Genomic DNA, 23,520 nt, shown 5'->3' on the forward strand with positions numbered 1-23,520 from the left:
TTGTCTTACATACCGCCAGTTGCCTTGTCCCTGCCGAACATAAGGTAATCATATGGCTACCATCAGTGTTGCACAGCTTTACCGGGATATGCGCCGCAATCTCAAGCTCACCTGGGTTTCCGGGCTGAATGGCGGCGAAAACCTGCTCACCAGTGAAACGGTGACCAAGCCCTCTCTGGCACTGATCGGGCACCTGAATTTTGTACACCCCAACCGCGTGCAGGTGTTGGGCTGTGCCGAGATGGATTACTTGCGCAGCCTGCCCAAGCCAGAGCTCAAGAAAGCCATCCACAATCTGTTTTCCACCGACCTGGCCGCCGTTGTTGTCGCCAATGGTGAAAAACCACCCGCCGAGCTGAATGCAGCCTCGGATGATTTTCAAACCCCCTTGTTCACTTCCCCCATGCGCAGCCCGGGACTGATGGATGTCTTGAGCCATTATCTGGCGCAAGCCGTCGCCGAATCAGAGAGCTCCCATGGTGTTTTCATTGAAGTACAAGGCTTTGGCATCCTGATCAAGGGCAACCCGGCCATTGGTAAAAGCGAGCTCGCGCTGGAACTGATTTCGCGCGGACATCGTCTGGTGGCGGATGATATTGTCGATTTCTACCGCATTGCGCCGGACCGGCTTGAAGGGCGCTGCCCCCCTATCCTGCAGGACTTCCTTGAAGTGCGTGGCCTCGGCATCCTCAACATCCGTGCCCTGTTTGGTGACAACGCCGTCAAGCCTACCAAACCGCTCGACCTCATCATTCAGCTTGAGATGGCCGATACCCTGGCGCCGCAACTGCTGGACAGGCTCAAGATCAAATCGCATCACGAAAAAATACTGGGCGTGAAAATCCCCAAAGTCATGATTCCCGTGGCCGCCGGCCGCAATATTGCGGTGCTGGTCGAAGTCGCCGTGCGCAACCACATGCTGTTACTGCGCGGCATTAACGGCACCAAGCAGTTCATGCAGCGCCAGCATCGCGAGATGAGCAAAGCCATGAAGCGCCAGCAGCAAGTGGAGAGCTAAGCGTGGCCACCAGCAACATGCGGCTCATCATCGTCACTGGCCTTTCCGGCTCGGGCAAAAGCATTGTGCTGCGCGCCCTGGAAGACGCCGGTTTTTATTGCATAGACAATCTGCCCGCCACCCTGCTGCCGCAGATATCCGAACATCTGGCACCTGCCACCCAGCAACGCGTGGCGATCAGCATAGACACCCGCAGCGCAGCGCTGGAAACCTTGCCGGAAAACATCCAGGCACTGCGCGACAAAGGCATCTCGGTGCAGGTGCTTTACCTGGAGTCCAACGCCGAAACCCTGGTCAAGCGCTTCAGCGAAACGCGGCGCCGTCACCCGCTCAGCGATGAAAAAACCACGCTGGCCGAAAGCATAGAATACGAACGGCAGCTACTGAACCGGCTAGTAAATCTGGATCATCGCATCGACACCAGCAACCTCAGCGCCAACACCCTGCGCAACTGGGTGCGCGATTTTGTCGTGCAGCAAAGCACCGGCATGACGCTGTTGTTTGTCTCCTTCGGCTTCAAGCATGGCATACCGCTGGATGCCGACTTTGTGTTTGACGTGCGCTGCCTGCCCAACCCCCATTACGACCCGGTATTGCGCCCGCTCACAGGCAAGGATGCCCCGGTACAGGACTTTTTGCGGCAACAGCCCATGGCGCTTGAGATGCTGCAGGATATACGCGGCTATGTAGAGCGCTGGCTGCCCTGCTTTGATGGCGATCATCGCAGCTACCTGACCGTCGCTATCGGCTGCACTGGCGGTCAGCATCGCTCGGTGTTTTTCGTCGAGCAGCTGAGCCAGTATTTCAAGGACAAACAACAAAAAGTGCTGATCAGGCACCGCGAGCTAGAGTAGACAGGCTTGTTTAAATTCACGATGCCGGGCCCCGGCAACAGGACGCTTTCATGATAGGTATACTGATTATTGCGCACGGCACATTGGGTGAGAGCCTGATACATTGCGCCAGCCATGTGATGGGCACACGCCCGCCACTGCTCAAGCAACTGGGCATAGGCACCCACGATGATCCGGCCGCCATGCTGCCACAGGCGCAGCAACTGGTGGATGAACTGGATGAAGGCAATGGCGTGCTCATCCTCTCGGACATTTACGGCGCAACCCCATGTAATATGGTGGGCAAATTGCTGAAGCCGGGACGGGTGGAAGGTGTCGCCGGGGTGAACCTGCCCATGCTGGTGCGCACACTGACGTACCGCAACGGGGATATTCAGCTATTGGTACAAAAAGCATTGAGCGGGGGTAGCGAAGGCGTTATCCATTTTACTGAGGAAGCATGCAAGCATCATGACTAAACAAGAAATAGAAATCATCAACAAGCTCGGCCTGCACGCACGCGCATCTACCAAGCTGACGCAAACCGCCAGCCAGTTTGGCAGTGAAATCTGGATCGAGCGCAACGGTAGAAGAGTCAATGCCAAGAGCATCATGGGTGTGATGATGCTGGCCGCCAGCAAAGGCAGCAAGATCGTGTTGGAAACCAATGGTGCCGATGAAGAGGCCGCCATGCAGGCGCTGGTGACCCTGATCTCGGGCAAGTTTGGCGAACCGGAATAAATTCATCGTGGCCGCCCCCAGCCCCGCTTCCAAAGTCAGTTTTTCCATCCACGGCGTTGGCGTGTCCAGCGGCATTGCCATCGGCCATGCCCATCTCGTCTCACATGCCTTGCTTGAAGTGGTGCATTTTCAGGTGCCCAAGGCCCTGATTGCCGACGAGATCACCCGTTTTGACAAAGCAGTAAAAACCGTTAAGCACGACCTGGAAACCGTGCGCCGCCTGCTGCCGGAAAAAGCACCGCCTGAGCTTAGCGCCTTTATCAGCACGCATCTGATGATCCTGCAGGATCACGCGCTGTCTGAAACGCCCAAGCAGATGATTAAGGCGGAAGGCTGCAATGCCGAATGGGCGCTGAAGCAGCAGATGGAAGACCTGGTTGCCCAGTTCGAGAAATTTGAAGACGAATACCTGCGCGAGCGCAAACAGGATGTGATTCAGGTCGTCGAGCGGATTATCAAGGTGCTGCTCGGGCACCCAAGTCAGGTGCCGCTACGCTCGCAGGAGAGCGCCATCATTCTGGTGGCGCATGATCTTTCCCCGGCCGATGCCATTCAGTTCAAGCAGCACCAGTTTGCTGCCTTCATCACCGATGTCGGCGGTGCTACGTCGCATACGGCGATTCTGGCGCGCAGCCTCAATATTCCCTCCATCGTTGCCTTGCAACGGGCACGCACGCTAGTACGCGATGGCGAGCTGATCATCGTCGATGGCAACCAGGGCGTGGTCATTGTCAATCCGGACAAGGACACCCTGGCCGAATACAAGCTGCGGCAGGAACAATGGGAAATCGAGCAGCAAAAGCTGAAACGCCTCAAGCTCACCAAGGCGGTGACGCTGGATGGCACCAGCATTGAACTGCATGCCAACATTGAAGTGCCGGAAGACGTCAGCCATGCCAGGGCAGCGGGAGCGACCGGCATCGGCCTCTACCGTACCGAGTTTCTGTTCATGAACCGGCGCGAGATGCCGGGCGAAGAAGAACAGTTTTCTGCCTATCGCAGTGTGGCCGAGGCCATGAAGGACCTGCCGGTCACCATCCGTACGCTGGACCTGGGCGCGGACAAGGAAATGAATCCGGATACCGCCCGCACATGCACCAACCCGGCGCTGGGACTGCGCGCCATTCGTTTGTGCCTGTCAGAACCGGCGATCTTCCTGACGCAGCTGCGCGCCATCCTGCGCGCCTCGCATTACGGCAAGATCAAGATTCTGATCCCCATGCTGTCCTCGATTACCGAGCTGCGGCAAACGCTCGCGCTGATTGAGCGCGCCAAGCAAAGTCTGGATGCGGAAAAAGCGCATTACGACAAAGACATCCAGGTCGGCGGCATGATTGAGATCCCGGCAGCGGCCTTGTGCGCCGAGGCCTTTGCCCGCGAGCTGGATTTCCTGTCCATCGGCACCAACGACTTGATCCAGTATTCGCTGGCGATTGACCGCACGGACGATACCGTTTCGCATCTCTATAACCCCTTGCATCCTGCCGTGCTGCAACTGGTGGAGATGACCATACGCGCGGGCAACAAGCTGGGCAAGCCGGTATCCGTCTGCGGCGAAATGGCGGGCGAAGCCAAGCTTGCCCGGTTGCTGCTGGGCTTTGGCTTGCGTCAATTCTCCATGCATCCATCGCAGATCCTGACCGTCAAACGCCAAATCCTGCAGAGCGATTTACCCTTGATTACCCCGGTAGCGCGCAAGATTCTGGGCACCCAGGATATTGATCGGGTTGAACCTTTGCTGCAAAAACTGAATCTCCAGTAAAGGAGATAACCATATGACAGACCTAGAACACGAGCGTGAACCCCAAGAGATCCCGTCAGACGATTTGAATATCATGGTGCTGACACACCTGGGCGGTATTCTGTTTTCCGTCTTTCCCAGCCTGATCGTCTGGCTGCTGAAGCGCAACGATAGTCCCTACATCAGCCAGCAATCGCGTGAAGCATTGAATTTTCAGATCACGGTGCTGATTGCCCAGGCCATCAGCTCGGCGCTGATTTTCATCCTGGTAGGGTTTTTGCTCATGGGCATCGTCTGGCTGCTGAATATTGTGTTCAGCTTTCTGGCTGCCGTGGCGGCCAGCCGCGGAGAGACTTACCGTTACCCATTTACGCTCCGCCTGATTAACTGAAACTTGAATTTTGATACTTGAATTTTAATACCGGAATTTTTGATTAACCCGCATTACCCAGAAGGATGGCTCACGTGAACGACAAGGCTTTGCAAGATAACCCGCTGCTGGATTTTTCCGGCCTGCCCCGCTTTGATGAGGTCAAAGCTGCCCATGTCACTCCGGCCATAGACCGCTTGCTGGATCAGGGTCGCGCCATACTGGAGCAACTGGCGAGCGCCACTGAAACGCCCACCTGGGAAAATTTCGTGCGGCCGATGGAAGACATGGAAGAGCAGATTTCACGTGCATGGTCCCAGGTATCGCACATGAATGCCGTGGTCAACAGCCCGGAACTGCGCGAGGCCTACAACGACAATCTGCCCAAGCTGACCGCGTTTTATGCGGATCTCTCACAGGATGAGCGCTTGTATGCGCGCTTCCGCGCCTTGCGCGAGAGTGCAGGCTACACAAACTTAAGCCCGGCACAACGCAAGATTGTCGACAATGAGCTGCGCGACTTCCGCCTGGGCGGCGCCGAATTGCCAGAGGCGCAAAAAGCCCGTTTCAAGGCCATACAGGAAGAGCTATCCACGCTGTCTGCCAAGTTCGAGGAAAACCTGCTCGATACCACCAACGACTTCAGCCTGTATATCGACCAGGCCGATACCCTGCGCGGCATTCCGCAAGATGCCTTGCAGGCCGCTCAGGATGCGGCGCGTGAAGACGGCAAAAGTGGCTGGAAATTTACCCTGCATTTCCCTTCCTACATGCCTGTGCTGCAATATGCCGACGACCGCGCCTTGCGTGAACAGCTGTATCGCGCCTATGCCACGCGCGCATCGGAGTTTGGCAAGCCAGAGTGGGACAACACTGCACTGATCTCCAGCATACTCAAGCTGCGGCACGAGGCTGCTGTGATGCTGGGCTATCGCAATTACGCTGAAGAATCGCTGGCCACCAAGATGGCCGAAAGCCCGGCACAGGTCGAAGAGTTTCTGCAGACCCTGGCCAAGCGCGCCAAACCATTTGCCGAGCGCGACATGCAGGAGCTGCGCGAATACGCCGCCAGCAAACTCGGCCTCACCGATCTGCAGGCATGGGATATTGCGTATGCGTCGGAAAAACTGCGCGAAGAAAAATATGCCTTCTCCGATCAGGAAGTGAAACAGTACTTCCCGGAAGAGCAAGTGCTGCATGGCCTGTTCAAGGTCACGGAGACCATTTTTGGTGTGCATGTGCGCAAGTCAAAGGCGCCGGTATGGCATGACAATGCCGAGTTTTACGAAATCACCGACCACCAGGGCAAACTGGTCGGCCAGTTCTACCTTGATCTCTACGCCCGCAACAACAAGCGTGGCGGCGCCTGGATGGACGAAGCGATTACCCGTCGCAAAAAATCGCATGGTGTAGAAACGCCCGTGGCTTTCCTCACCTGCAATTTCTCGGCACCGGTAGGCGACAAACCGGCGCTGTTCACGCATGACGAAGTCATCACCATGTTCCACGAGTTCGGCCATGGCCTGCACCACATGCTGACGCAGGTAGATGATTACGGCGTTTCCGGCATCAAGGGCGTGGAGTGGGATGCGGTGGAACTGCCCAGCCAGTTCATGGAAAACTTCTGCTGGGAGTGGGATGTGTTGCGTCACATGACCAAGCATGTGGAAACCGGCGCGCAATTGCCGCGCGAGCTGTTCGACAAGATGATCGCCGCCAAAAATTTCCAGGCGGGCATGCAGACCGTGCGCCAGATCGAGTTTTCTCTGTTCGACATGCGCCTGCATGGCGACTTTGACCCGAATGGCAGCAAGACCTCGCTGGACCTGATCGAGGAAGTCCGCGACGAAGTGGCTGTGGTGCGCCCACCAAAATGGAATCGCTTCCCGAATAACTTCTCGCATATCTTCGCGGGCGGCTATGGCGCTGGCTATTACAGCTACAAGTGGGCGGAAGTGCTGTCTGCCGACGCCTACAGCCTGTTTGAAGAAAACGGGGTATTATCCGAAGAAACGGGCCGCCGTTTCTGGAATGAGATTCTGGCCCAGGGCGGCTCACGCCCGGCACTGGAATCCTTTATCGCATTCCGTGGCCGTGCACCGGATATTGATGCGCTATTGCGCCACAATGGCATGACGACCTAAAGGGAACACCACCATGATGCGCTTTCGTGCATTGCTCCTGATCGCCCTATGCAGCGCCACCAGCTGTCTGGCGGATGTATACAAATGGACCGATGCCGAAAGCGTGAATTATGGCGATACGCCCCCCGCGAAAAACCGCTCGGTAGAAAAACTGAAGCAAAGCCTGAATGTGGTGGAAACCGACAAAGAGCCTTATGAAATCAAGGTAGCTGTCGAAAAAAATCCCCTCACCCTGTATGTCTTCAAGGAATGCGGAAATCCATGTGATCAGGCCAAGGCCCTGCTGGACAAGCGCGGCGCGCCCTATACCCTGAAGAATAAGGACGAGGACAAGCTGGAATTGCAAAAGCTGACTGGTCGCTTGCAAGTGCCCTTCCTGATGGTAGGCAAGAACCCGCATCTGGGGTTTGAAGAGTCCGCCTGGAACAGCGCGCTGGATCAGGCCGGCTATCCGCGCAGCAACCCCATGGCAGACTTCAAGAAACCGTCCAAGGCGGCCAAGGTCGCCGACAAGCAACCGGCTGCCGAAGCCAAATCCCCTTAACTTAACCACGCCACGACCACGGTCAACGGCACCCACCAAGAGATGCGTCCACGCATCCACAGGAGCTTTACGTGAAACTCGCCACCTGGAATGTCAACTCGCTCAATGTACGCCTGCCGCATGTGCTGGACTGGTGCACGGCCAATCAGCCCGATGTGCTGTGCCTGCAGGAGACCAAGCAGGAGGACAGCAAATTCCCCTATGAAGCACTGACCGCGATTGGCTACAACGCCATCCATAGCGGCCAGAAAACCTATAACGGAGTGGCGATTCTCAGTCGCCATGTGCTGGAACATCCGAGCTACGGCATTCCGGACTTTGCCGATGAACAAAAGAGGCTGATTGCCGCGACAGTCAAGGGCATACGCATCGTCTGTGCCTATATTCCAAATGGCCAGAGCGTGGATTCAGACAAGTATCAATACAAGCTGAACTGGCTGGCCTCGCTCACCACGCACCTGCAGGCAGAGCTGGCAGCGCATCCCAAGCTGGCCTTGCTGGGTGATTACAATATTGCCCCCGAGGACCGCGATGTACACGACCCCGCAGCCTGGTTAGGCCAGGTGCTGGTCAGCGAACCCGAGCGCACCGCGTTTCAGGGGCTGGTCGATTTGGGCCTGCACGATACGTTCCGTTTATTCGAGCAACCAGAAGCCAGCTTTAGCTGGTGGGATTACCGCATGGCGGGGTTCCGCCGCAACCTTGGCCTGCGCATTGATCACATACTGGTCAGCACACCATTGCTGGCCGCCTGCAAGGCCAGCTGGATAGACAAGGCTCCACGCAAGCTGGAACGGCCATCGGATCATACGCCGGTGGTACTGGAGCTATCCGAATAGCATTGAACAGCTTGGCCAAACTAACCGCATGGTATGACTTCAGATCTGAATGGCATGTGTGAACGATGAGTGAATTCACCGACTATCTGCCCGATATATTTGCGCTGTTAGGCCCCATCAGCATACGGCGAATGTTTGGCGGCCATGCGCTCTATCATCAGGGGCTGACCTTTGGACTGGTATTTGACGAGACCTTGTATCTCAAGGCCGATGCGGAAAATGCGGGGGACTTTCAAGCGCTGGCCTTGCCCCGTTTTGGCTATGAAAAGCAGGGCCGCTGGATAGACTTGCCCTACTATCAAGCCCCAGACTTTATCCTGGAAGATCGGGACATGGCAGCCAGCTGGGCGCGCAAGGCTTATGCGGCCGCCTTGCGTACCAAACCTTTGAAACCACGACGCAACAGCAAACGGGCAAGCAAAGTCAGCCCTGGCTGATTGATTGCCTCGTTTATTTCGCCTCGCTTACTTCGCCTTGATACCCAGCTGCTTCAGCTTGCGGTAGAGATGGGTGCGCTCCAGCTGCACCGCTTCGGCCACCCGGCTCATGTTGTGCCCGGCCTTGACCAGATGGTGCTCGAAATACAGACGCTCAAAATCATCGCGGGCTTCGCGCAAAGGCTTGTCGATATTCAAGGCCGCCAGGCCTGCACTGGCCGAAGAAGTCTCGACGATAGGCAAAGCCGCCTGAAATGCCGCAAACTGCTCCAGCACGCGATTCACATCCGCCAGGGTGATTTTCTCGCCCAGGCTGGTCTGCATGAGATTACGTATCACGCTATCCAGCTGGGTAATATTGCCTGGCCATTCCGCATTGCGCAGCGCATTCAGCGCCGCGACGTCAAACTCCCGATATAGCACCTCGCCACTATCGACCAGCAGCGCGGCCATGGCACGGGCCAGGTCGGGGATGTCTTCACGGTGATCAGACAAGTTGGGGATACGCAGGCTGGTAGCGGAGATAGACTGCAGTAACAGGTTATCAAACCGCCCGGCAACCACCAGCTGTGGCAGGCTTTTGGCCGTGACACAGACGACGCGGGCGCCGTACTTGTCGGCACGCGCCAATAAGAGCTGCAGGCCTTTCTGCTGGTTTTTACTGAGATCGGCTACCTCAGGAATAAACAGCATGCCCTCCTGCACCTGCTCCAGAATATCCAGCGGTGCTGTCGCCAGCTGTTCATAATCGGTAAGGCTCAGCCACGGAGTATCCGGATTATGCAAAAATTTGGCGCACAGCTCGGCACCACTGCCTTGCTCGCCGATCAGCAGGAGCGGACTCTTGACGCCTGCAATCTGTTCCAGGCGCTGACGCAGTTCGCTGATCACCGGGCTTTTGCCCAGGTTGAGCAGCGTCATGTCAGAGCGTGGCAATTGCTCACCATGCTTGAGCGCTGCGCTGACGGTCTTCAGCAGTTTTTGCAGGGCGATAGGCTTTTCAAGGAAATCAAACGCCCCGATGCGGGTTGCCTCGACTGCGGTATCAATCGTGCCGTGGCCGGACATCATGACCACCGGCATCGTCAGCAGGCCACTATTCCCCCACTCTTTCAGCAGGCTGATGCCATCACAATCCGGCATCCAGATATCCAGCAGCACCAGATCAGGACGCATCTGCTCACGATAAACACGCGCCTCCGCCGCATTCTCGGCCAGTTTCACCTGGTAGCCTTCATCCTGCAGAATGTCATACAGTAGCTCACGTATGCCGATTTCATCATCGACAACTAGCACATGTCTTGCGGTCATTACGATTACTCCACCCTTTTCGTTTTTGCTGGCAAAGTCACAGTGATGCTTGCGCCCCCCTCTGCCAGGTTTTCAATATGAATGTGGCCTTTATGCTCTTCTATGATTTTCTTGACGATCGCCAGGCCAAGACCGGTGCCATGGCGCTTGCTGGTCATGTAGGGCTCGAACGCACGGCTGAGAATTTCCAGCGGGAAACCGGTGCCATTGTCTCGTACCTCCAGTTTGACCATTTCCGTTTCAGCCGTCGTGATGATGTGAATCACGCCATCCGCCCTGCCTTCCAGCGCATCCTGGGCGTTTTGCAGCAGATTGTGCAGCACTTGCCGCAACATGGTGGCGTCGCCCATGACGGAGGGCAACCCTTCCGTCAGGCTGACTTCCAGCTGAATATCCGCTGGCTCATACAGGGCCAGCACATCATTGATCAGTCCATTCAGCGCCAGCTCACTCAGATTAAGCGCGGGTGCCCGGGCATATTCGCTGAACTCATTCACCATGGTTTTCATGGCAGCCACCTGCGTCACGATGGTATTGGTGGCGCGCCGTAGCATATCGGCATCGTCGGTTTCGAGCTTGGCCGCCAGCTTGTGCTCCAGACGCTCGGCCGAGAGCTGAATCGGCGTGAGCGGATTCTTGATCTCATGTGCCAGTCGTCGTGCGACTTCACCCCAGGCCGCATCGCGCTGCGCTTGCACCATGGCCGTTACATCGTCAAACACGATGAGGAAACCGCTATCCGCCGTTTGCGGCAAACGCGTGCCTCGCACCAGTAGAATGCGCTTGCCCTGGGCGGTCACCAGCTCCAGTTCCTCTTGCCACTCGCCCGTGTCGTCGTCGCCACAATGCGCAAGAATCAGCTCTACCCACGCCTCCAACGCCACATGGGTCTGCCCCAGCTGCTGGAAAGGCTGCTCAAGAAAATTGCTCAGGTTGACGCCAAGAATATTGGAAGCCGCCATATTGCAGGTACGCAATTGCGCACGATCATCCAGCGCCAGCACGCCGGACGACAAGTGCGCCAGAATGGTTGCCAGATAACCCCGCGCCGCTTCCACGCGCGCGCGGTTGCGCTCGGCCGCCAGCGTGGCATCGCCCAGCTGTCTCGTCATGCTGTTAAACGATTGCACCAGTATGCCCAGCTCATCCTTGCCATGCACCGGCAACATGGTGCCGTAATCGCCGCGGGCAATGGCGCGCGTGCCTTCCGCCAGCACGCCCAGCGGCGCAGAAAGGCGGCGGCTCAACACAAAGGCAATCGATACCGCCGACAACATGGCAAGCATCAGCACCAGCGTCAGTGTCAGCGCAAATACTTCTTTCAGTGATTCACGGCTGAGCGACAGCTCCTGATAATCCTGATACACATCCTGCACGGATTCCGCGGTGGTGGACAAGCTTTTGGGCACCGGCTGCAACAGCTGCAAAATACGCGTTTCCCCGGCCAGATCCGGCATCACGATCGGTGCCAGTACCCGCAGATAGAGGCCTTTATCCGGAATAGGTTCTATGGTGCCGTACACATGTTGCCGTGCCTGGCGCAGTTGGGGAATGCTGGGCAGCTCAGGCAGAAATGTCGCCGGGTTATTGCTGGAAAACGCCAGAATGCGCCCCTGCAAGGTCAACAGCACAGCATCTTCCACCCCGCTTTTTTCGCGCAGGTCATTCAACACGCTCAGGTGTGAATTCGATGGCTGAAACGCCAGAGACACCGCCATGCTTTCGGCTTTTTCCTCAATATCGGACAGCATGATGTCGAGGGCACTTTGCCCCAGACGCAAACCGCCTTCCAGCGCGGCTTCCACTTTCACGTTAAACCACGACTCAATCGAGCGCGTCAGGAAATTGACCGATACCGCATACACAATCACACCAGGAATAATCGCCATGAGCGCAAAGGCCCCCAGCAAGCGCAGGGTAAGCCGACTGCCCATGACATGGGCGCGCATCTGGCGAAACAGGCGCCAGAGCTGCATGCTGATCATGACGATCAAGGCCACCGCCAGGGCGCCATTCAACACCAGCAGCAAGGTGTAATAATTACCTGAGGCGGCGGTATTGGTGCTGGCATGCGACAGCAGGTACAGCAAAACTGCACCTAGCAGGGCACTGATAAAAACGATGTATTTCATTGATGCAAAGGCATGCTAAAACAGCGTGGGTACCCAACGATACCGTTGGGAGACCATATTCCAGTCCTCGGAGCCGCCAATCACATCGACCTGCAAGGCCTTGGGCAGCTTGGTTTGATCCAGACGCACGCGCAAGGCGGCCTTGTAGGCTTCGCCTTTTTTCAGCAGGGCTTTCTCAAATACTGGCCATTGCTCCAGCCGTGAAAGCTCCTGCTTGGCATCCTGCAAGGACGCAAAGGAGCGCTGGTGGTGATTATTCAGATTGACCAGATATTGCCGTGACAAGGCATGGTAGCTCAGGGTGACATAGGTACTGACCGTGGCAATTTCATCGTCAAACCAGTAGCGGCGTGGCGAGGTCAGCTGGAATTCAATCAGGAAGGTGAGCGGAATGCCTTTGTTCAGGGCTTCTTCTACCGTGGGGCTCAGCGTGACGTCAAAATCGGCATTCAGCAGATAGCTATCTTCGGTTGGCACCAGCTCGGCATTGCGGATGTGAAGATTGCTAACGGCAGCGTATGCCATCGTCAGCATGAAAAGAGCTAAAGTGCCGGTCAACAGCGTGGCAAATAAACGACGAAAATCAGTTTTTTTGTAGAAGTGCATAAAAGAAGCCGTCATGTGCTGCACAAGGATAAAGTTGTCCATGCCGAGCATGAGGCGAAGCATCCTGACTCAGCGGCAACTGCTTCGCATCGGCGTGCTGTTGCAGAAACCGGTCAATCTGCTGTTGGTTTTCCTCATGAAAAACCGAGCACGTTGCGTAAAGCAATTTACCACCCTTTGCCAGGCACTGCCACAGTTGCGGCAGAATGAGTGCCTGCTGGCGAACGAAGGACGCCACATCCGCCTCGCGGCGCAGCCATTTGATATCCACATGCCGCCGGACTATGCCAGACGCGGTACATGGCACATCGGCCAGAATGCGATCAAACGGCCGGCCATCCCACCATCCGGAAGCATCCGCCGCATCGCCCGTTACCAGTTGGGCTTTCAGTTTCAAGCGTTGCAGGTTTTCTTCCGTACGGCGCAATCGGCCAGCGTCACTATCCATGGCCACCAGGTCCACCTCAGCCAGCTCAAGAATATGGCCGGTCTTGCCACCCGGCGCGCAGCAGGCATCCAGCACACGCATGCCGGGGGCGAGATCAAGCAGGGGAGCCGCCCATTGCGCACCTGCATCCTGCACTGAAACATCGCCCTCAAGAAAACCGGGGATACGCTCGACGGGGATAGGCTGGGTCAAGGTCACCGCGCTGCCGCCCAGAAGACTCGCGGCTATCCCGGCATCTGCCAGTTGCTGGCTGTAGGCTTCGACGCTAAGGTGGCGGCGATTGACACGCAAGGTCATGGGCGGATGCTGGTTGCCTGCCAGCAGCATGGCCTCCCAGTCTTGCGGATATTGATGCCGCAGCTTGTTCACCCACCACTGGGGATAGGAGTAACGGGCGACATCGTCAGTGGGGTCAATGTTTTTTACCAGCGCATCCTGCTGGCGCAGAAAATTACGCAAGACGGCATTGGTCAAGCCTTTGACCCATGGCTTCTTGAATTGCGCCGAAGCCTGCACGGCCTGATCCACAATGGTGTGGCTGGCGGCACGTGCCTGCTGCAACTGATAGATCGCTACCAGCAGCAGGCAGCGCAAGCGCTCATCCTGCAGTGGTTTTTGCAAAAGCTGATTCAGCAGCGCTTGCAGTTGCCCATACTGGCGCAGGCAGCCGTAGCTGAGGTCCTGCGTCATGCCACGCTGTTGCGGGGTCAGACTGCGTTGCCGGCTGAACATGACATCCAGAGTGACGCCAAGATTACGGCCCGTCAGCACCTGATGCACGGCTTCGGCGGCGAGTTGTTGAGCTATTTGCAAAACGGCCTTTCGGGGATTCTAAAAAAACAAAGCCGCAGAGCTTAAGGTCTGCGGCCGCTTGTAACGGAGGATCAGGCCATAGCCATCAGGCGCGCAATCCGCTCCTGCGTTTGCGGGTGTGTACTGAACAGCCCCTTGATCCCTTCGCCAGACAATGGATTGATGATCATCATCTGGGCAGTTTCGGGATGCTGCTCCGCCGTTTCCAGCGGAATCTGATGGGCGTAATCGTGGATTTTTTTCAGCGCGGCAGCCAGCGCGGTAGGGTCACCGCTGATTTCTGCGCCGCCGCGGTCCGCTTCAAACTCGCGTGCACGTGAAATCGCCATCTGGATCAGCATGGCAGCAATCGGTGCCAAAATCATGATCAGGATCGCCACGGCAGGATGCACACTGCGTTCGCGATCATGACCACCGGCAAACAGCATGCCGAACTGGGCAATCGAGGAGATAGCCCCGGCAATCGTGGCCGAGATGGTGGAGATCAGTGTGTCACGGTGTTTGACGTGTGCCAGCTCATGCGCCATCACGCCACGCAATTCGCGCTCGGTCAGGATACGCATGATGCCCGTGGTCGCGGCGACCGCTGCATGCTCCGGGTCGCGCCCGGTGGCAAATGCGTTGGGCTGGTCTTCGTCAATGATGTAGACCTTGGGCATGGGCAACTGGGCATTCTGCGCCAGCTCTTTCACCATGTTGTAGAACTGCGGAGCGGAGGCGGCATCCACCTCGCGGGCGTTGTACATCTTGAGTACGGCCTTGTCAGAAAACCAGTAGGCGTAAACATTCATGGCCGCGGCGAGCAACAGCGCGATCATCATGCCACCGGCACCACCCAGCGCAGCGCCCACGGTACCAAACAGCACCACAATGCCCGCCATCAGAATGGAGGTTTTCAACCAGTTACCTAACATGTGTATTCCTCAAGTCTTTCATTAATAAGGGAAGGATGCCCCTTAGATGCGGCTGATCGGCAAAAATTCAAGCCTGGGGCAATACCGAGTGAAAGCGGTCACCCGGCTTGAGTGCATGGCCTGCCATAAACTGCGCCGCCTGCAAGCGCTTGCCGCCTGGCATCTGCAATTCTTCAATGCGCAGCAGACCCTGACCACAGCCCACCACAATGGCATCCCCCACCGAAACCACCACACCGGGCTCTGCGTTACCGTCCATGGCCGTCGCCATCCAGATACGGCAGATATCCTCGTTGAGTTTTGCCTGCGCGACAGGGAAAGGGTTGAACGCGCGCACCTGGCGCGAAATCGCCTCGGCGCTCTGCGTCCAGTCTATGCCGGCTTCGGCCTTTTGCAGCTTGGCGGCATACGTCACCAAGGCTTCGTCCTGCGGCTCGGCAGGCAGACTGCGCTGCGTTGCCAGGGTGTCCATGGCCTTCACCATCAGTTGAGCGCCCATGGCAGACAAGCCATCATGCAGCGATTGTGCGGTATCGCGCTCAGTAATAGGCAGCACGCCTTTCTCAACCATGGCACCGGCATCCAGCGCGGGCACCACCTCCATAATCGTCACACCCGTTTCGGCATCCCCGGCCAGCAATGCGCGCTGTATGGGCGCAGCCCCGCGCCAGCGCGGCAATAATGAGGCATGAATGTTGTAGCAACCGAGTGCAGGCATGTTCAGCACGGAGGTCGGAATGATCAGGCCATAGGCCGCCACGATCATGACATCGGCTTCCACCGCAGCAATCTGCGCCTGTATGTCGGCATCCTTCAGAGTCTCGGGCTGCAACACCGGAATCTGGTGCTGCAAGGCCAGCTCCTTGACCGGACTGGCTTTGAGCTTCATGCCCCGCCCCGCCGGGCGATCCGGCTGAGTCAACACCATTACAACCTCGTGCTGCGATGCCACAAGGGCGGCCAGTGCTGGCACGGCAAAGTCTGGCGTGCCAGCGAAAATAATCTTGAGTGCGGGCATGTTAGCGATCCCGCTGACGTTTCTTGAGTTTGGTCTTGATGCGGTTTTGCTTGAGTGGCGACAGGTAATCAACAAATACCTTGCCCAGCAAATGGTCCATTTCATGCTGGATGCAAACAGCCAGCAGACCTTGTGCTTCCAGCACAAAGGGCTCGCCATTGCGATCCAGTGCCTCCACGGTAACCTCGGCGGCACGCGTCACATTTTCATAAATGCCCGGCACCGACAGGCAACCTTCCTCGTAATCCTGGGCGCCACATTTCGCGGTAATTTTAGGATTGATGAACACCCGCAGCTCGTTCTTGGCTTCGGACAGATCCATGACAATAATCTGCTGATGCACATCCACCTGTGTAGCAGCCAAGCCTATGCCCGGCGCAGCGTACATGGTCTCTGCCATGTCATCGATCAGACGACGAATGTTGGCGTTCACTTCCTTTACCGGCTTGGCAACCGTATAAAGCCGTGGATCGGGGTAGTTTAATATGTCTAAAATTGCCATAAATCTTGATTGTTGAATGAATTACATGCAGAATTTAATGCAAGTTCGCGGATATTTCATGCCGCATCATTGCCGAGGTCTTGAATATGTTGAGATACATTATAACGCCGCTCGTATTGGCTTGTCTGGCTTTACCTGCCGCGGCGGATGATGTGCAGCTGCAGCCTGACCGACCCGAACGCTACGTTGTGGTGAAAGGCGATACGCTGTGGGCTATTTCCGGCAAATTCCTCAAAGATCCCTGGAAGTGGCCCAGGGTGTGGAACATGAACCGCGCGGAAATCAAGAATCCACATCTGATCTATCCCGGCGATGTCGTCGTGCTGGATACCAGCAGTGGCGAACCTCAGCTGCGTCTGTTGCGCGAAACCGTTACCCTGCAACCCGGCATACGCGAAGAGCCGCTGGATAGGGAAGCTGTTCCCAGCATCTCGCCCAGCACCATTGCGCCTTTCCTCAGTCGCCCGCTGATCGTCGAGGCTGACTCGCTGAAAGACTCGCCCACCATTATCGCCGGCCCGCAAAACCGCGTGGCCTATGCCCCGGGCAACAAGGTCTATATCGACAAGTTGCCGGAAGACCAAGGCAATGTCTGGCATATCTACCGTCCCGGTAAAATCATGGTAGACCCCGAAACCAAAGAACCACTGGGCCTGGAAGCCCTTTACCTGGGTGATCTCAAGGTGCTCAAGTTTGGCGACCCTGCCACCGGTGAAATTACCCGCGCCAAAGAAGAGATTTTCAGCGATGACCGGCTGGTAAAGGTTGAGGACAAACTGCAATTCAACTATATCCCGCATGCACCGGAAAGCGATATCAAAGGCCGCATCATGGCGATTTATGGCGGCGTGGCTGAAGCAGGTGCCAACACCATTATCTCGATCAACAAGGGCAAGCTGGATGGCCTGGAAGAAGGCCATGTATTGAGCATCAATCGCGCCGGCACGTATGTCAGCCGTAAACCCACCGAAAAGAAGGCAGAAGAAAAATTCAAGCTGCCTGAGTTCCGCTTCAAGGATGTAGACCCTAACGAAGAGAAAAACAAGAAGCCACAGGCAAAAACCGACGAAAAGTATGATCCGAAGAAAGACCCAGCCAATGACAAATCGCTGGTCAAACTACCGGATGAGCGCATTGGCTTGCTGATGGTATTCCGCACGTTTGATCGCGTGTCCTACGGCTTGATCATGCAGGCAGCAGAGCCCGTCAATCTGCTGGATACCGTCAATACACCCTGAAGCTGAATGACCCTTAGTGCGTCAGATTTAGAGGAAGCCCGCCTCTGGATAGCCCTGAGCTTGGTTCCAGGCCTGGGCGGTCAGCGGATCTGCCAGCTACTCAAAGCATTCGGCAGTCCGGAACAGATTTTTGCAGCACCTTGTGATGCCCTGCGGCAAGTTGTCCCGGAACCTGTTGCTGAAGCCATTACCGCTGGCCCTGATCTGGCAGCCACCGACTTCGCTGCCAATTGGCTCATGCAGGAAAACAATCATCTGCTGACATTGGCAGATAGCCGCTACCCACCCGCCCTGCTGGAAATTGCCGACCCACCTCCCTTGCTTTACGCTAAAGGCCAATTGGCAGCGTTTGATTTGCCAGGCATGGCGATTGTCGGTAGTCGTAATGCAACGCCCCAAGGTGAAAAAAATGCGGCAGATTTTGCACAGGCTCTGTGTGAGCAAGGCTATTGCGTCATCAGTGGCCTGGCGCTCGGGATTGATGGTGCCGCGCATCAAGGCGCCCTGCGAGCCCAAGGCATCACGATCGCCGTGGTCGGCACCGGTCTTGATATTGTTTATCCGTCCAAACACCGCGCACTGGCCCATCAGATAGTGGAGCAGGGCCTGATCATTTCCGAGTTTGCATTGGGCACGCCCTCCCGTCCGCAGAATTTCCCGCGGCGCAATCGCCTTATCAGCGGACTAAGCCAGGGCTGCCTGGTGGTGGAAGCCAACGCCAAAAGCGGCTCGCTCATCACAGCAAGGCTGGCAGCAGAACAAGGGCGCGAGGTGTTTGCCATTCCTGGCTCCATCCATTCTCCTGTTTCAAAAGGTTGCCACGAGTTGATCAAACAAGGGGCAAAACTGGTCGATTGCATACAGGATATCGTGCAGGAGATGGCACCGCTGCATTCCCAACAGCAACAAGCCTCTCTGGAAGAGGCTTTTGCGGGACACGATCCTGAGGAAACTTCCCATACCCAACTGCTCGCATGCATGGGTTACGACCCCATCAGTATCGATGCATTACAGCAATCAAGTGGCTTGACGAGTGATAGCCTTTCGGCCATGCTGTTAGTACTGGAGCTGGAAAATAAAGTGGCGGCACTTCCCGGTGGCCGCTACCAGCGCATGAGCTGATTGCAGCGCTTGCGGGATTGCTTCTAAGAATTAAAGCTTGGCCTGATTCTGGCGTTAAAAGATAAAGATGTCAGGCTTAATTCTTAGAAGAATCCACATAGGGGAATATATATGTTCGAAGTGCTGGTATATATGTTTGAGAATTACTTTGAAGCAGATATCCGTCCCGACCAATCTACTCTCGCCAAAGAATTATTCGCCGCAGGTTTCGATAGTGATGACATTAATCACGCCTTTGACTGGTTCAGTGCCCTTGAGGCCATGACCGCCAAAGAACTGGCTGGCACCGAACTCAACACCTCGGGTTTCCGTATTTTCAGCGAACCTGAAACCACCAAGATCAGTAGTGAAAGCCTGAGCTTCATCATGTTCCTTGAACAGGCAAAAGTGCTGACTGCCACCGAGCGCGAACTGATCGTGGACCGTGCGCTGGCCTTGCCACAGCCGGTCATAGGCCTCGATGAAACACGCTGGATCGTGCTGATGGCCTTGTGGAAACAGGGTAAAACCAAGGATTACCTGTTTGTGGAAGACGCCGTCTTCGGCGACGCCCACCCTACGCTGCATTGAACAACGCAAGGTGGCTTGCACAGGCTGAGCGTCAGGCCGTCTTAAGGCCAAGACGCTCGGCCAGAGTAGTGATAATCCCGCTTTGATTCAATGTATAAAAATGTAGGCCGGGGGCTCCTCCGGCCAGCAGTTTCTCGCACACTCCCGTTACCACATCCAGCCCCAGCGCCCGCAGGGACGCCAGATCATCGCCGTAATCCTGCAAGCGCAAGCGTAGCCAGCGCGGAATTTCTGCGCCACACACACTGGAAAAACGCGCCAGCTGGGTAATGTTATAGATAGGCATGATGCCCGGCACAATCGGCAGATCCATACCCAGGCGTGTACATTCATCCCGGAAATAGAAATACGCGTCCGGATTGTAAAAATACTGGGTGATGGCGGAATTGGCGCCGGCATCCACCTTGCGCTTGAAGTTGGCGAGATCCGCTGCAGGCGATGCCGCTTCCGGATGAAATTCAGGGTAAGCAGCCACCTCAATATGGAAGTGATCGCCGGTCTCCTGGCGAATAAACTCCACCAGCTCATTGGCATAGCGAAAATCGCCAGCACTGACTTCGCCAGAAGGGATATCCCCACGCAATGCCACCAGCCGCTTGATGTCGTGATGCTGGTAGAGCTGCAGCAGATCACGGATTTCCTGCTTGCTGGACGAGATGCACGAGATATGCGGTGCCGCCTCAAATCCGGCCGCCTGAATATCCAGCACCGTATCCAGGGTGCGGTCGCGAGTAGAGCCCCCGGCACCAAAGGTCACCGAAAAAAACTTGGGATTGAGCCTGGCCAGTTGTGTACGCGCTTCGCGCAGCTTGGCCATGCCCTCCTCGGTTTTTGGAGGGAAAAATTCAACACTGATCATGAGTTCTTGCTTATCCATCACAGTCTGCGCTTTCTCAATCGCGCAGCACAATTGCGCTTAATAACCATGAAATCACGCTGTAGAGGAATGCCCCGACAATGCCTGCCCACAGGCCATGCACCTCAAAGCCTTGCAATACATGCCCCACCAGCAAGAACAACAGACCGTTGATCACGAGAATGAACAGGCCCAGCGTCACGATGGTGACCGGCAAGGTCAGCAATACCAGTATCGGCCGTATTAGCATATTGACCAGCCCGATGACCGCCGCCGCGATAAGGGCCGCGACAAAGCCAGACACATGAATGGATGGCATCAGGTAAGTAACCGCCAGCAAAGCCAGCGCGTTCAGTATCCAGACCAGCAATAATTTCATGGCATATTTCCTTTAAACAGGCCCGCGAAACGCGGGCCTTACGTTTTTTTAGTAGCGGTAGTGCTCAGGCTTGTATGGGCCTTCCACCGATACTCCGATATAAGCTGCTTGCTGATCGGTAAGGCGGGTCAGCTGGGCATTCAGCTTCTTCAACTGCAATACGGCCACCTTCTCGTCCAGATGCTTGGGCAAGGTGTACACGCCGACCGGGTATTGCTCGGTACGGGTGAACAGCTCAATCTGGGCAATGGTCTGGTTGGCAAATGACGAGCTCATGACATAGCTCGGATGGCCAGTACCACAGCCCAGATTCACCAGGCGCCCCTTGGCGAGCAGGATGATTTTCTTGCCGTCCGGGAAAATCACGTGATCCACTTGCGGCTTGATTTCATCCCACTGATATTTTTCCAGCGAGGCGACGTCGATCTCGTTATCGAAGTGACCGATATTGCAGACGATGGCCTGATCCTTCATCTTTTGCATGTGCTCATGCGTGATCACATGGTAGTTACCGGTCGCCGTCACAAATATATCGCCATGCTCGGCAGCATAATCCATGGTGACCACACGATAACCTTCCATCGCCGCTTGCAAGGCGCAGATAGGGTCGATTTCGGTTACCCATACCTGGGCAGAAAGGGCGCGCAGTGCCTGCGCAGAGCCTTTACCTACATCACCATACCCAGCAACCACCGCAATTTTGCCAGCGATCATGACATCGGTAGCGCGCTTGATGCCATCCACCAGCGATTCACGGCAACCATAAAGATTGTCGAATTTTGACTTGGTGACAGAGTCGTTCACGTTAATGGCAGGGAATGCCAGACGGCCTTCCTTGTGCATTTGATACAGACGATGCACACCTGTGGTGGTTTCTTCGGTCACGCCCTTGATGTGTTTGAGCCGTGTGGAATACCAAGTAGGGTCAACGGCCAGCTTGGCCTTGATGGCATTGAACAGGCAGATTTCTTCTTCACTGCCTGGGCTGCTCAATACAGAAGGATCGGTTTCTGCCTTGGTCCCAAGATGCAGCAGCAAAGTGGCATCGCCACCATCATCCAGAATCATGTTGGAATAGCCACCATCAGTCCATTCGAAAATGCGATGGGTGTAATCCCAGTATTCATCCAGTGTTTCGCCTTTGACCGCAAACACAGGAGTGCCCGTCGCAGCAATGGCCGCCGCAGCATGATCCTGCGTAGAGTAAATATTGCAGGAAGCCCAGCGTACCTCAGCACCCAGATCCTTCAGAGTCTCGATCAGCACGGCGGTCTGGATGGTCATGTGCAGGGAGCCGGTAATACGGGCGCCGCGCAAAGGCTTGGTTAACGCGTACTCTTCGCGGATTGCCATCAGACCAGGCATTTCGGTCTCGGCGATGGCAATTTCCTTGCGGCCCCAGGCGGCAAGGTTCATATCGGCAATTACATAATCTTTGATATCAGCCACAGAATTCATTTTCTATTCCTTTGAATTGTGGCCGGAGGGAAGGGGGTTGGGAGGTCTGTTGACGCTGCTCACCCTCATCCCGTGTCCGGCACGGGTTGGTAAGGTGAGCGCCGTTTACTGCATTTTTCCGAGCCTGGGAGGGCTTCGCCTGGCGAAGCGGACTTGCAGCGCTCCTCGGAATTCTCGCGATTATACGCGGTATTCAGTAGTTAACAAGTTACTGGCTCCATAGCTCGTGGATATCCTCGATGCCCCACAGTATCGGGTCTTCGTGCCCCATGATCTTGTCTTGCACCGCTGGTTTGGATAAGTCCAATACTTCTACAGGAATGCGGGTGCGAGATTTGGTGGAAAAAAACACCTTCACCAGTGGCTTCAGCAGTGAGACCGGATTCTGATCCACCACCACGCCCAGGCGCCCGGATTGCAGCATCACCATGGAGCCGATGGGGTAAATGCCCACACTTTTCACAAAGGCCTTGAATACCCGGTCATCAAAATGCGTTTTGCTCCACTGCGCCATGCGTTGCAGCGACACACCCGGCTCCCAACCCTCTTTATAGGGGCGATTGGAAGTGACGGCATCGTAGACATCACATACGGCGCCCATTTTGGCAAAGATGCTGATTTCATCGTTTGGCAGTTTGTGGGGATATCCCGTGCCATCGACTTTTTCATGGTGATGCAGGCAGACATCCAGCGCGACCTCATCTACCCCATTGGAGGCCAGCAGAATCTCATGACCCGCCTTGGGATGACCGCGCACAATATCAAACTCTTCATCGGTCAGTTTGCCTGGCTTGTTCAGTATGTCCAGCGGGATGGCAGACTTGCCGATATCGTGTAGCAAGCCGGCAAGGCCCGCCTGCTTGGTTTGCTTGTCATCCATGCCAAGTTGCCTGGACAAGGCCACCATCAATGCACAGACGGCCACCGAGTGCATGTAGGTGTAATCATCCTTATGCTTGAGCCGCACCAGACTGATGAGCGCCCCTTCATTTCGCGAGACAGACGCGGTGATCTCCTCGACCAGCGGCATGGCATCGGCCGCATTAACGGCTTGCCCCATGCGCACTTCATTAAACATGGAGGTAATGGCCTGCTTGGAGGCCTTCAGGAGCTTTTTCGCCCTTGCCCTTTCCTGCTCCGCGCTAATGCGTTTGATCGCAGGCGCAGGCGAAGCGTCTGCCCCGGGGGGCGGGCTTTCAGCTTCTGCTGATGGCGCAAGCGGCGCTGCCTCTTCCGCCTCATGGGCTTCAGCATTTCCCGACTCATTCAACACATCCAGGCCCTTGCTGACATCAATGACAAGGTCCTTGATCGGACTTGTCTGCAAGGCCTTCAGCATGGCGGGGTCTTCCAGTTTGAAAGACTTGCGCCAGAATGGATGGTCTATCCAGGAGCCTCCCAGCTCCTGGATGTACATACCCAGGCGCACCTGGGTAACAGCAATACGCTTTAACATAATGGCTTTCGACGAGATGGCTAGATGTTG

General features: G+C 56.0%; 24 protein-coding genes and 1 riboswitch. Of the genes, 13 read left to right on the plus strand and 11 right to left on the minus strand.

Annotation, left to right across the window (positions count from 1 at the left end):
* Nucleotides 1-52 precede the first annotated feature (52 nt).
* The 10 genes from hprK (at nucleotide 53) to ACWWD9_RS13410 (ending at nucleotide 8,667) form a co-directional block, all read left to right on the plus strand.
* Nucleotides 53-1,018 carry an HPr(Ser) kinase/phosphatase gene (gene hprK / locus ACWWD9_RS13365; protein WP_013441026.1) on the plus strand — a complete coding sequence of 322 codons (966 nt, stop codon included), beginning with the start codon at nucleotides 53-55 and terminating at the stop codon, nucleotides 1,016-1,018.
* 17 nt (nucleotides 1,019-1,035) lie between these two features.
* Nucleotides 1,036-1,872: an RNase adapter RapZ gene (gene rapZ, locus ACWWD9_RS13370; RefSeq protein WP_041362502.1), complete on the plus strand. Its 837-nt coding sequence runs from the start codon at nucleotides 1,036-1,038 to the stop codon at nucleotides 1,870-1,872.
* 50 nt (nucleotides 1,873-1,922) lie between these two features.
* Nucleotides 1,923-2,330 (plus strand): PTS sugar transporter subunit IIA, encoded by a 408-nt coding sequence (locus tag ACWWD9_RS13375; protein WP_013441024.1) that lies wholly within the window; start codon nucleotides 1,923-1,925, stop codon nucleotides 2,328-2,330.
* Entirely contained in the window at nucleotides 2,323-2,592 is a 270-nt protein-coding gene (locus tag ACWWD9_RS13380) for an HPr family phosphocarrier protein (protein ID WP_013441023.1), read from the plus strand. Before ACWWD9_RS13375 ends, ACWWD9_RS13380 begins: the two co-directional genes overlap by 8 nt.
* Nucleotides 2,593-2,599: 7 nt before the next feature.
* Nucleotides 2,600-4,354, plus strand: coding sequence for a phosphoenolpyruvate--protein phosphotransferase (gene ptsP, locus ACWWD9_RS13385; protein WP_013441022.1), 1,755 nt, complete (start codon nucleotides 2,600-2,602; stop codon nucleotides 4,352-4,354).
* Between the two features lie 13 nt (nucleotides 4,355-4,367).
* Nucleotides 4,368-4,724, plus strand: a complete 357-nt coding sequence (locus ACWWD9_RS13390) for a DUF4870 domain-containing protein (protein ID WP_013441021.1) — start codon at nucleotides 4,368-4,370, stop codon at nucleotides 4,722-4,724.
* Between the two features lie 65 nt (nucleotides 4,725-4,789).
* On the plus strand, nucleotides 4,790-6,847 hold the full coding sequence (locus tag ACWWD9_RS13395) for a M3 family metallopeptidase (RefSeq protein WP_455867276.1): 2,058 nt from the start codon (nucleotides 4,790-4,792) through the stop codon (nucleotides 6,845-6,847).
* A gap of 13 nt (nucleotides 6,848-6,860) precedes the next feature.
* The gene (locus tag ACWWD9_RS13400; RefSeq protein ID WP_013441019.1) at nucleotides 6,861-7,391 is read left to right on the plus strand and encodes a glutaredoxin family protein; all 531 of its coding nucleotides are present in this window, start codon (nucleotides 6,861-6,863) and stop codon (nucleotides 7,389-7,391) included.
* 71 nt (nucleotides 7,392-7,462) lie between these two features.
* Entirely contained in the window at nucleotides 7,463-8,230 is a 768-nt protein-coding gene (gene xth / locus ACWWD9_RS13405) for an exodeoxyribonuclease III (protein ID WP_455867277.1), read from the plus strand.
* A gap of 65 nt (nucleotides 8,231-8,295) precedes the next feature.
* Nucleotides 8,296-8,667: a TfoX/Sxy family protein gene (locus tag ACWWD9_RS13410; RefSeq protein ID WP_455867278.1), complete on the plus strand. Its 372-nt coding sequence runs from the start codon at nucleotides 8,296-8,298 to the stop codon at nucleotides 8,665-8,667.
* 27 nt (nucleotides 8,668-8,694) lie between these two features.
* Here ACWWD9_RS13410 and ACWWD9_RS13415 read toward each other — a convergent pair whose 3' ends face one another.
* From ACWWD9_RS13415 to def, 7 genes are all read right to left on the minus strand, one after another.
* Nucleotides 8,695-9,978, minus strand: a complete 1,284-nt coding sequence (locus ACWWD9_RS13415) for a sigma-54-dependent transcriptional regulator (protein ID WP_013441016.1) — start codon at nucleotides 9,976-9,978, stop codon at nucleotides 8,695-8,697.
* A 5-nt stretch (nucleotides 9,979-9,983) separates the two neighbouring features.
* Entirely contained in the window at nucleotides 9,984-12,110 is a 2,127-nt protein-coding gene (locus tag ACWWD9_RS13420; RefSeq protein ID WP_013441015.1) for a sensor histidine kinase, read from the minus strand.
* A 15-nt stretch (nucleotides 12,111-12,125) separates the two neighbouring features.
* A complete protein-coding gene (locus ACWWD9_RS13425; RefSeq protein ID WP_015829197.1) occupies nucleotides 12,126-12,716 on the minus strand; it encodes a DUF4390 domain-containing protein in 591 nt (196 codons plus the stop codon).
* On the minus strand, nucleotides 12,694-13,977 hold the full coding sequence (rsmB, locus tag ACWWD9_RS13430) for a 16S rRNA (cytosine(967)-C(5))-methyltransferase RsmB (protein ID WP_455867279.1): 1,284 nt from the start codon (nucleotides 13,975-13,977) through the stop codon (nucleotides 12,694-12,696). The genes ACWWD9_RS13425 and rsmB overlap by 23 nt, the downstream gene beginning before the upstream one ends.
* Nucleotides 13,978-14,048: 71 nt before the next feature.
* Nucleotides 14,049-14,891, minus strand: coding sequence for a zinc metalloprotease HtpX (gene htpX / locus ACWWD9_RS13435; RefSeq protein WP_159356287.1), 843 nt, complete (start codon nucleotides 14,889-14,891; stop codon nucleotides 14,049-14,051).
* A 67-nt stretch (nucleotides 14,892-14,958) separates the two neighbouring features.
* Nucleotides 14,959-15,909 (minus strand): methionyl-tRNA formyltransferase, encoded by a 951-nt coding sequence (gene fmt / locus ACWWD9_RS13440; protein ID WP_015829195.1) that lies wholly within the window; start codon nucleotides 15,907-15,909, stop codon nucleotides 14,959-14,961.
* 1 nt (nucleotide 15,910) lies between these two features.
* Nucleotides 15,911-16,411 carry a peptide deformylase gene (def, locus tag ACWWD9_RS13445; protein WP_013441010.1) on the minus strand — a complete coding sequence of 167 codons (501 nt, stop codon included), beginning with the start codon at nucleotides 16,409-16,411 and terminating at the stop codon, nucleotides 15,911-15,913.
* A gap of 86 nt (nucleotides 16,412-16,497) precedes the next feature.
* Between def and ACWWD9_RS13450 the strand changes: the two genes are divergently transcribed.
* The 3 genes from ACWWD9_RS13450 to ACWWD9_RS13460 all read left to right on the plus strand — a co-directional run bounded on the left by ACWWD9_RS13450 (nucleotide 16,498) and on the right by ACWWD9_RS13460 (nucleotide 19,341).
* Nucleotides 16,498-17,649 carry a LysM peptidoglycan-binding domain-containing protein gene (locus ACWWD9_RS13450; protein ID WP_041361917.1) on the plus strand — a complete coding sequence of 384 codons (1,152 nt, stop codon included), beginning with the start codon at nucleotides 16,498-16,500 and terminating at the stop codon, nucleotides 17,647-17,649.
* A 6-nt stretch (nucleotides 17,650-17,655) separates the two neighbouring features.
* Nucleotides 17,656-18,771: a DNA-processing protein DprA gene (dprA, locus tag ACWWD9_RS13455; protein WP_455867280.1), complete on the plus strand. Its 1,116-nt coding sequence runs from the start codon at nucleotides 17,656-17,658 to the stop codon at nucleotides 18,769-18,771.
* Nucleotides 18,772-18,882: 111 nt separating this feature from the next.
* Entirely contained in the window at nucleotides 18,883-19,341 is a 459-nt protein-coding gene (locus tag ACWWD9_RS13460; protein WP_013441007.1) for a DUF494 domain-containing protein, read from the plus strand.
* A gap of 31 nt (nucleotides 19,342-19,372) precedes the next feature.
* Here ACWWD9_RS13460 and metF read toward each other — a convergent pair whose 3' ends face one another.
* The 4 genes from metF to ACWWD9_RS13480 all read right to left on the minus strand — a co-directional run bounded on the left by metF (nucleotide 19,373) and on the right by ACWWD9_RS13480 (nucleotide 23,490).
* Nucleotides 19,373-20,218: a methylenetetrahydrofolate reductase [NAD(P)H] gene (gene metF, locus ACWWD9_RS13465; protein WP_455867281.1), complete on the minus strand. Its 846-nt coding sequence runs from the start codon at nucleotides 20,216-20,218 to the stop codon at nucleotides 19,373-19,375.
* A gap of 16 nt (nucleotides 20,219-20,234) precedes the next feature.
* Nucleotides 20,235-20,576: a phage holin family protein gene (locus tag ACWWD9_RS13470; RefSeq protein ID WP_013441005.1), complete on the minus strand. Its 342-nt coding sequence runs from the start codon at nucleotides 20,574-20,576 to the stop codon at nucleotides 20,235-20,237.
* Between the two features lie 48 nt (nucleotides 20,577-20,624).
* The gene (gene ahcY, locus ACWWD9_RS13475) at nucleotides 20,625-22,034 is read right to left on the minus strand and encodes an adenosylhomocysteinase (protein WP_455867282.1); all 1,410 of its coding nucleotides are present in this window, start codon (nucleotides 22,032-22,034) and stop codon (nucleotides 20,625-20,627) included.
* 89 nt (nucleotides 22,035-22,123) lie between these two features.
* A riboswitch (S-adenosyl-L-homocysteine riboswitch) is annotated at nucleotides 22,124-22,207 on the minus strand.
* Between the two features lie 35 nt (nucleotides 22,208-22,242).
* Nucleotides 22,243-23,490, minus strand: a complete 1,248-nt coding sequence (locus ACWWD9_RS13480) for an HD-GYP domain-containing protein (protein WP_015829191.1) — start codon at nucleotides 23,488-23,490, stop codon at nucleotides 22,243-22,245.
* Between the last annotated feature and the right edge of the window lie 30 nt (nucleotides 23,491-23,520).

This window comes from Methylovorus sp. SPW-M1 (assembly GCF_053848825.1).

What these genes read in the sequence shown, in the direction of transcription:
- ACWWD9_RS13395 (WP_455867276.1), top strand. Translation starts at nt 4,790, where the DNA reads ATGGCTCACGTGAACGACAAGGCTTTGCAAGATAACCCGCTGCTGGAT.
- rapZ (WP_041362502.1), top strand. Translation starts at nt 1,036, where the DNA reads ATGCGGCTCATCATCGTCACTGGCCTTTCCGGCTCGGGCAAAAGCATT.
- hprK (WP_013441026.1), top strand. Translation starts at nt 53, where the DNA reads ATGGCTACCATCAGTGTTGCACAGCTTTACCGGGATATGCGCCGCAAT.
- htpX (WP_159356287.1), bottom strand. Translation starts at nt 14,891, where the DNA reads ATGTTAGGTAACTGGTTGAAAACCTCCATTCTGATGGCGGGCATTGTG.
- ACWWD9_RS13390 (WP_013441021.1), top strand. Translation starts at nt 4,368, where the DNA reads ATGACAGACCTAGAACACGAGCGTGAACCCCAAGAGATCCCGTCAGAC.
- ACWWD9_RS13400 (WP_013441019.1), top strand. Translation starts at nt 6,861, where the DNA reads ATGATGCGCTTTCGTGCATTGCTCCTGATCGCCCTATGCAGCGCCACC.
- ahcY (WP_455867282.1), bottom strand. Translation starts at nt 22,034, where the DNA reads ATGAATTCTGTGGCTGATATCAAAGATTATGTAATTGCCGATATGAAC.
- ACWWD9_RS13460 (WP_013441007.1), top strand. Translation starts at nt 18,883, where the DNA reads ATGTTCGAAGTGCTGGTATATATGTTTGAGAATTACTTTGAAGCAGAT.
- dprA (WP_455867280.1), top strand. Translation starts at nt 17,656, where the DNA reads ATGACCCTTAGTGCGTCAGATTTAGAGGAAGCCCGCCTCTGGATAGCC.
- ACWWD9_RS13410 (WP_455867278.1), top strand. Translation starts at nt 8,296, where the DNA reads ATGAGTGAATTCACCGACTATCTGCCCGATATATTTGCGCTGTTAGGC.
- ACWWD9_RS13450 (WP_041361917.1), top strand. Translation starts at nt 16,498, where the DNA reads ATGTTGAGATACATTATAACGCCGCTCGTATTGGCTTGTCTGGCTTTA.
- metF (WP_455867281.1), bottom strand. Translation starts at nt 20,218, where the DNA reads ATGGATAAGCAAGAACTCATGATCAGTGTTGAATTTTTCCCTCCAAAA.
- ACWWD9_RS13425 (WP_015829197.1), bottom strand. Translation starts at nt 12,716, where the DNA reads ATGCACTTCTACAAAAAAACTGATTTTCGTCGTTTATTTGCCACGCTG.
- fmt (WP_015829195.1), bottom strand. Translation starts at nt 15,909, where the DNA reads ATGCCCGCACTCAAGATTATTTTCGCTGGCACGCCAGACTTTGCCGTG.
- ACWWD9_RS13480 (WP_015829191.1), bottom strand. Translation starts at nt 23,490, where the DNA reads ATGTTAAAGCGTATTGCTGTTACCCAGGTGCGCCTGGGTATGTACATC.
- def (WP_013441010.1), bottom strand. Translation starts at nt 16,411, where the DNA reads ATGGCAATTTTAGACATATTAAACTACCCCGATCCACGGCTTTATACG.
- ACWWD9_RS13470 (WP_013441005.1), bottom strand. Translation starts at nt 20,576, where the DNA reads ATGAAATTATTGCTGGTCTGGATACTGAACGCGCTGGCTTTGCTGGCG.
- ACWWD9_RS13420 (WP_013441015.1), bottom strand. Translation starts at nt 12,110, where the DNA reads ATGAAATACATCGTTTTTATCAGTGCCCTGCTAGGTGCAGTTTTGCTG.
- ACWWD9_RS13380 (WP_013441023.1), top strand. Translation starts at nt 2,323, where the DNA reads ATGACTAAACAAGAAATAGAAATCATCAACAAGCTCGGCCTGCACGCA.
- ACWWD9_RS13415 (WP_013441016.1), bottom strand. Translation starts at nt 9,978, where the DNA reads ATGACCGCAAGACATGTGCTAGTTGTCGATGATGAAATCGGCATACGT.
- ACWWD9_RS13375 (WP_013441024.1), top strand. Translation starts at nt 1,923, where the DNA reads ATGATAGGTATACTGATTATTGCGCACGGCACATTGGGTGAGAGCCTG.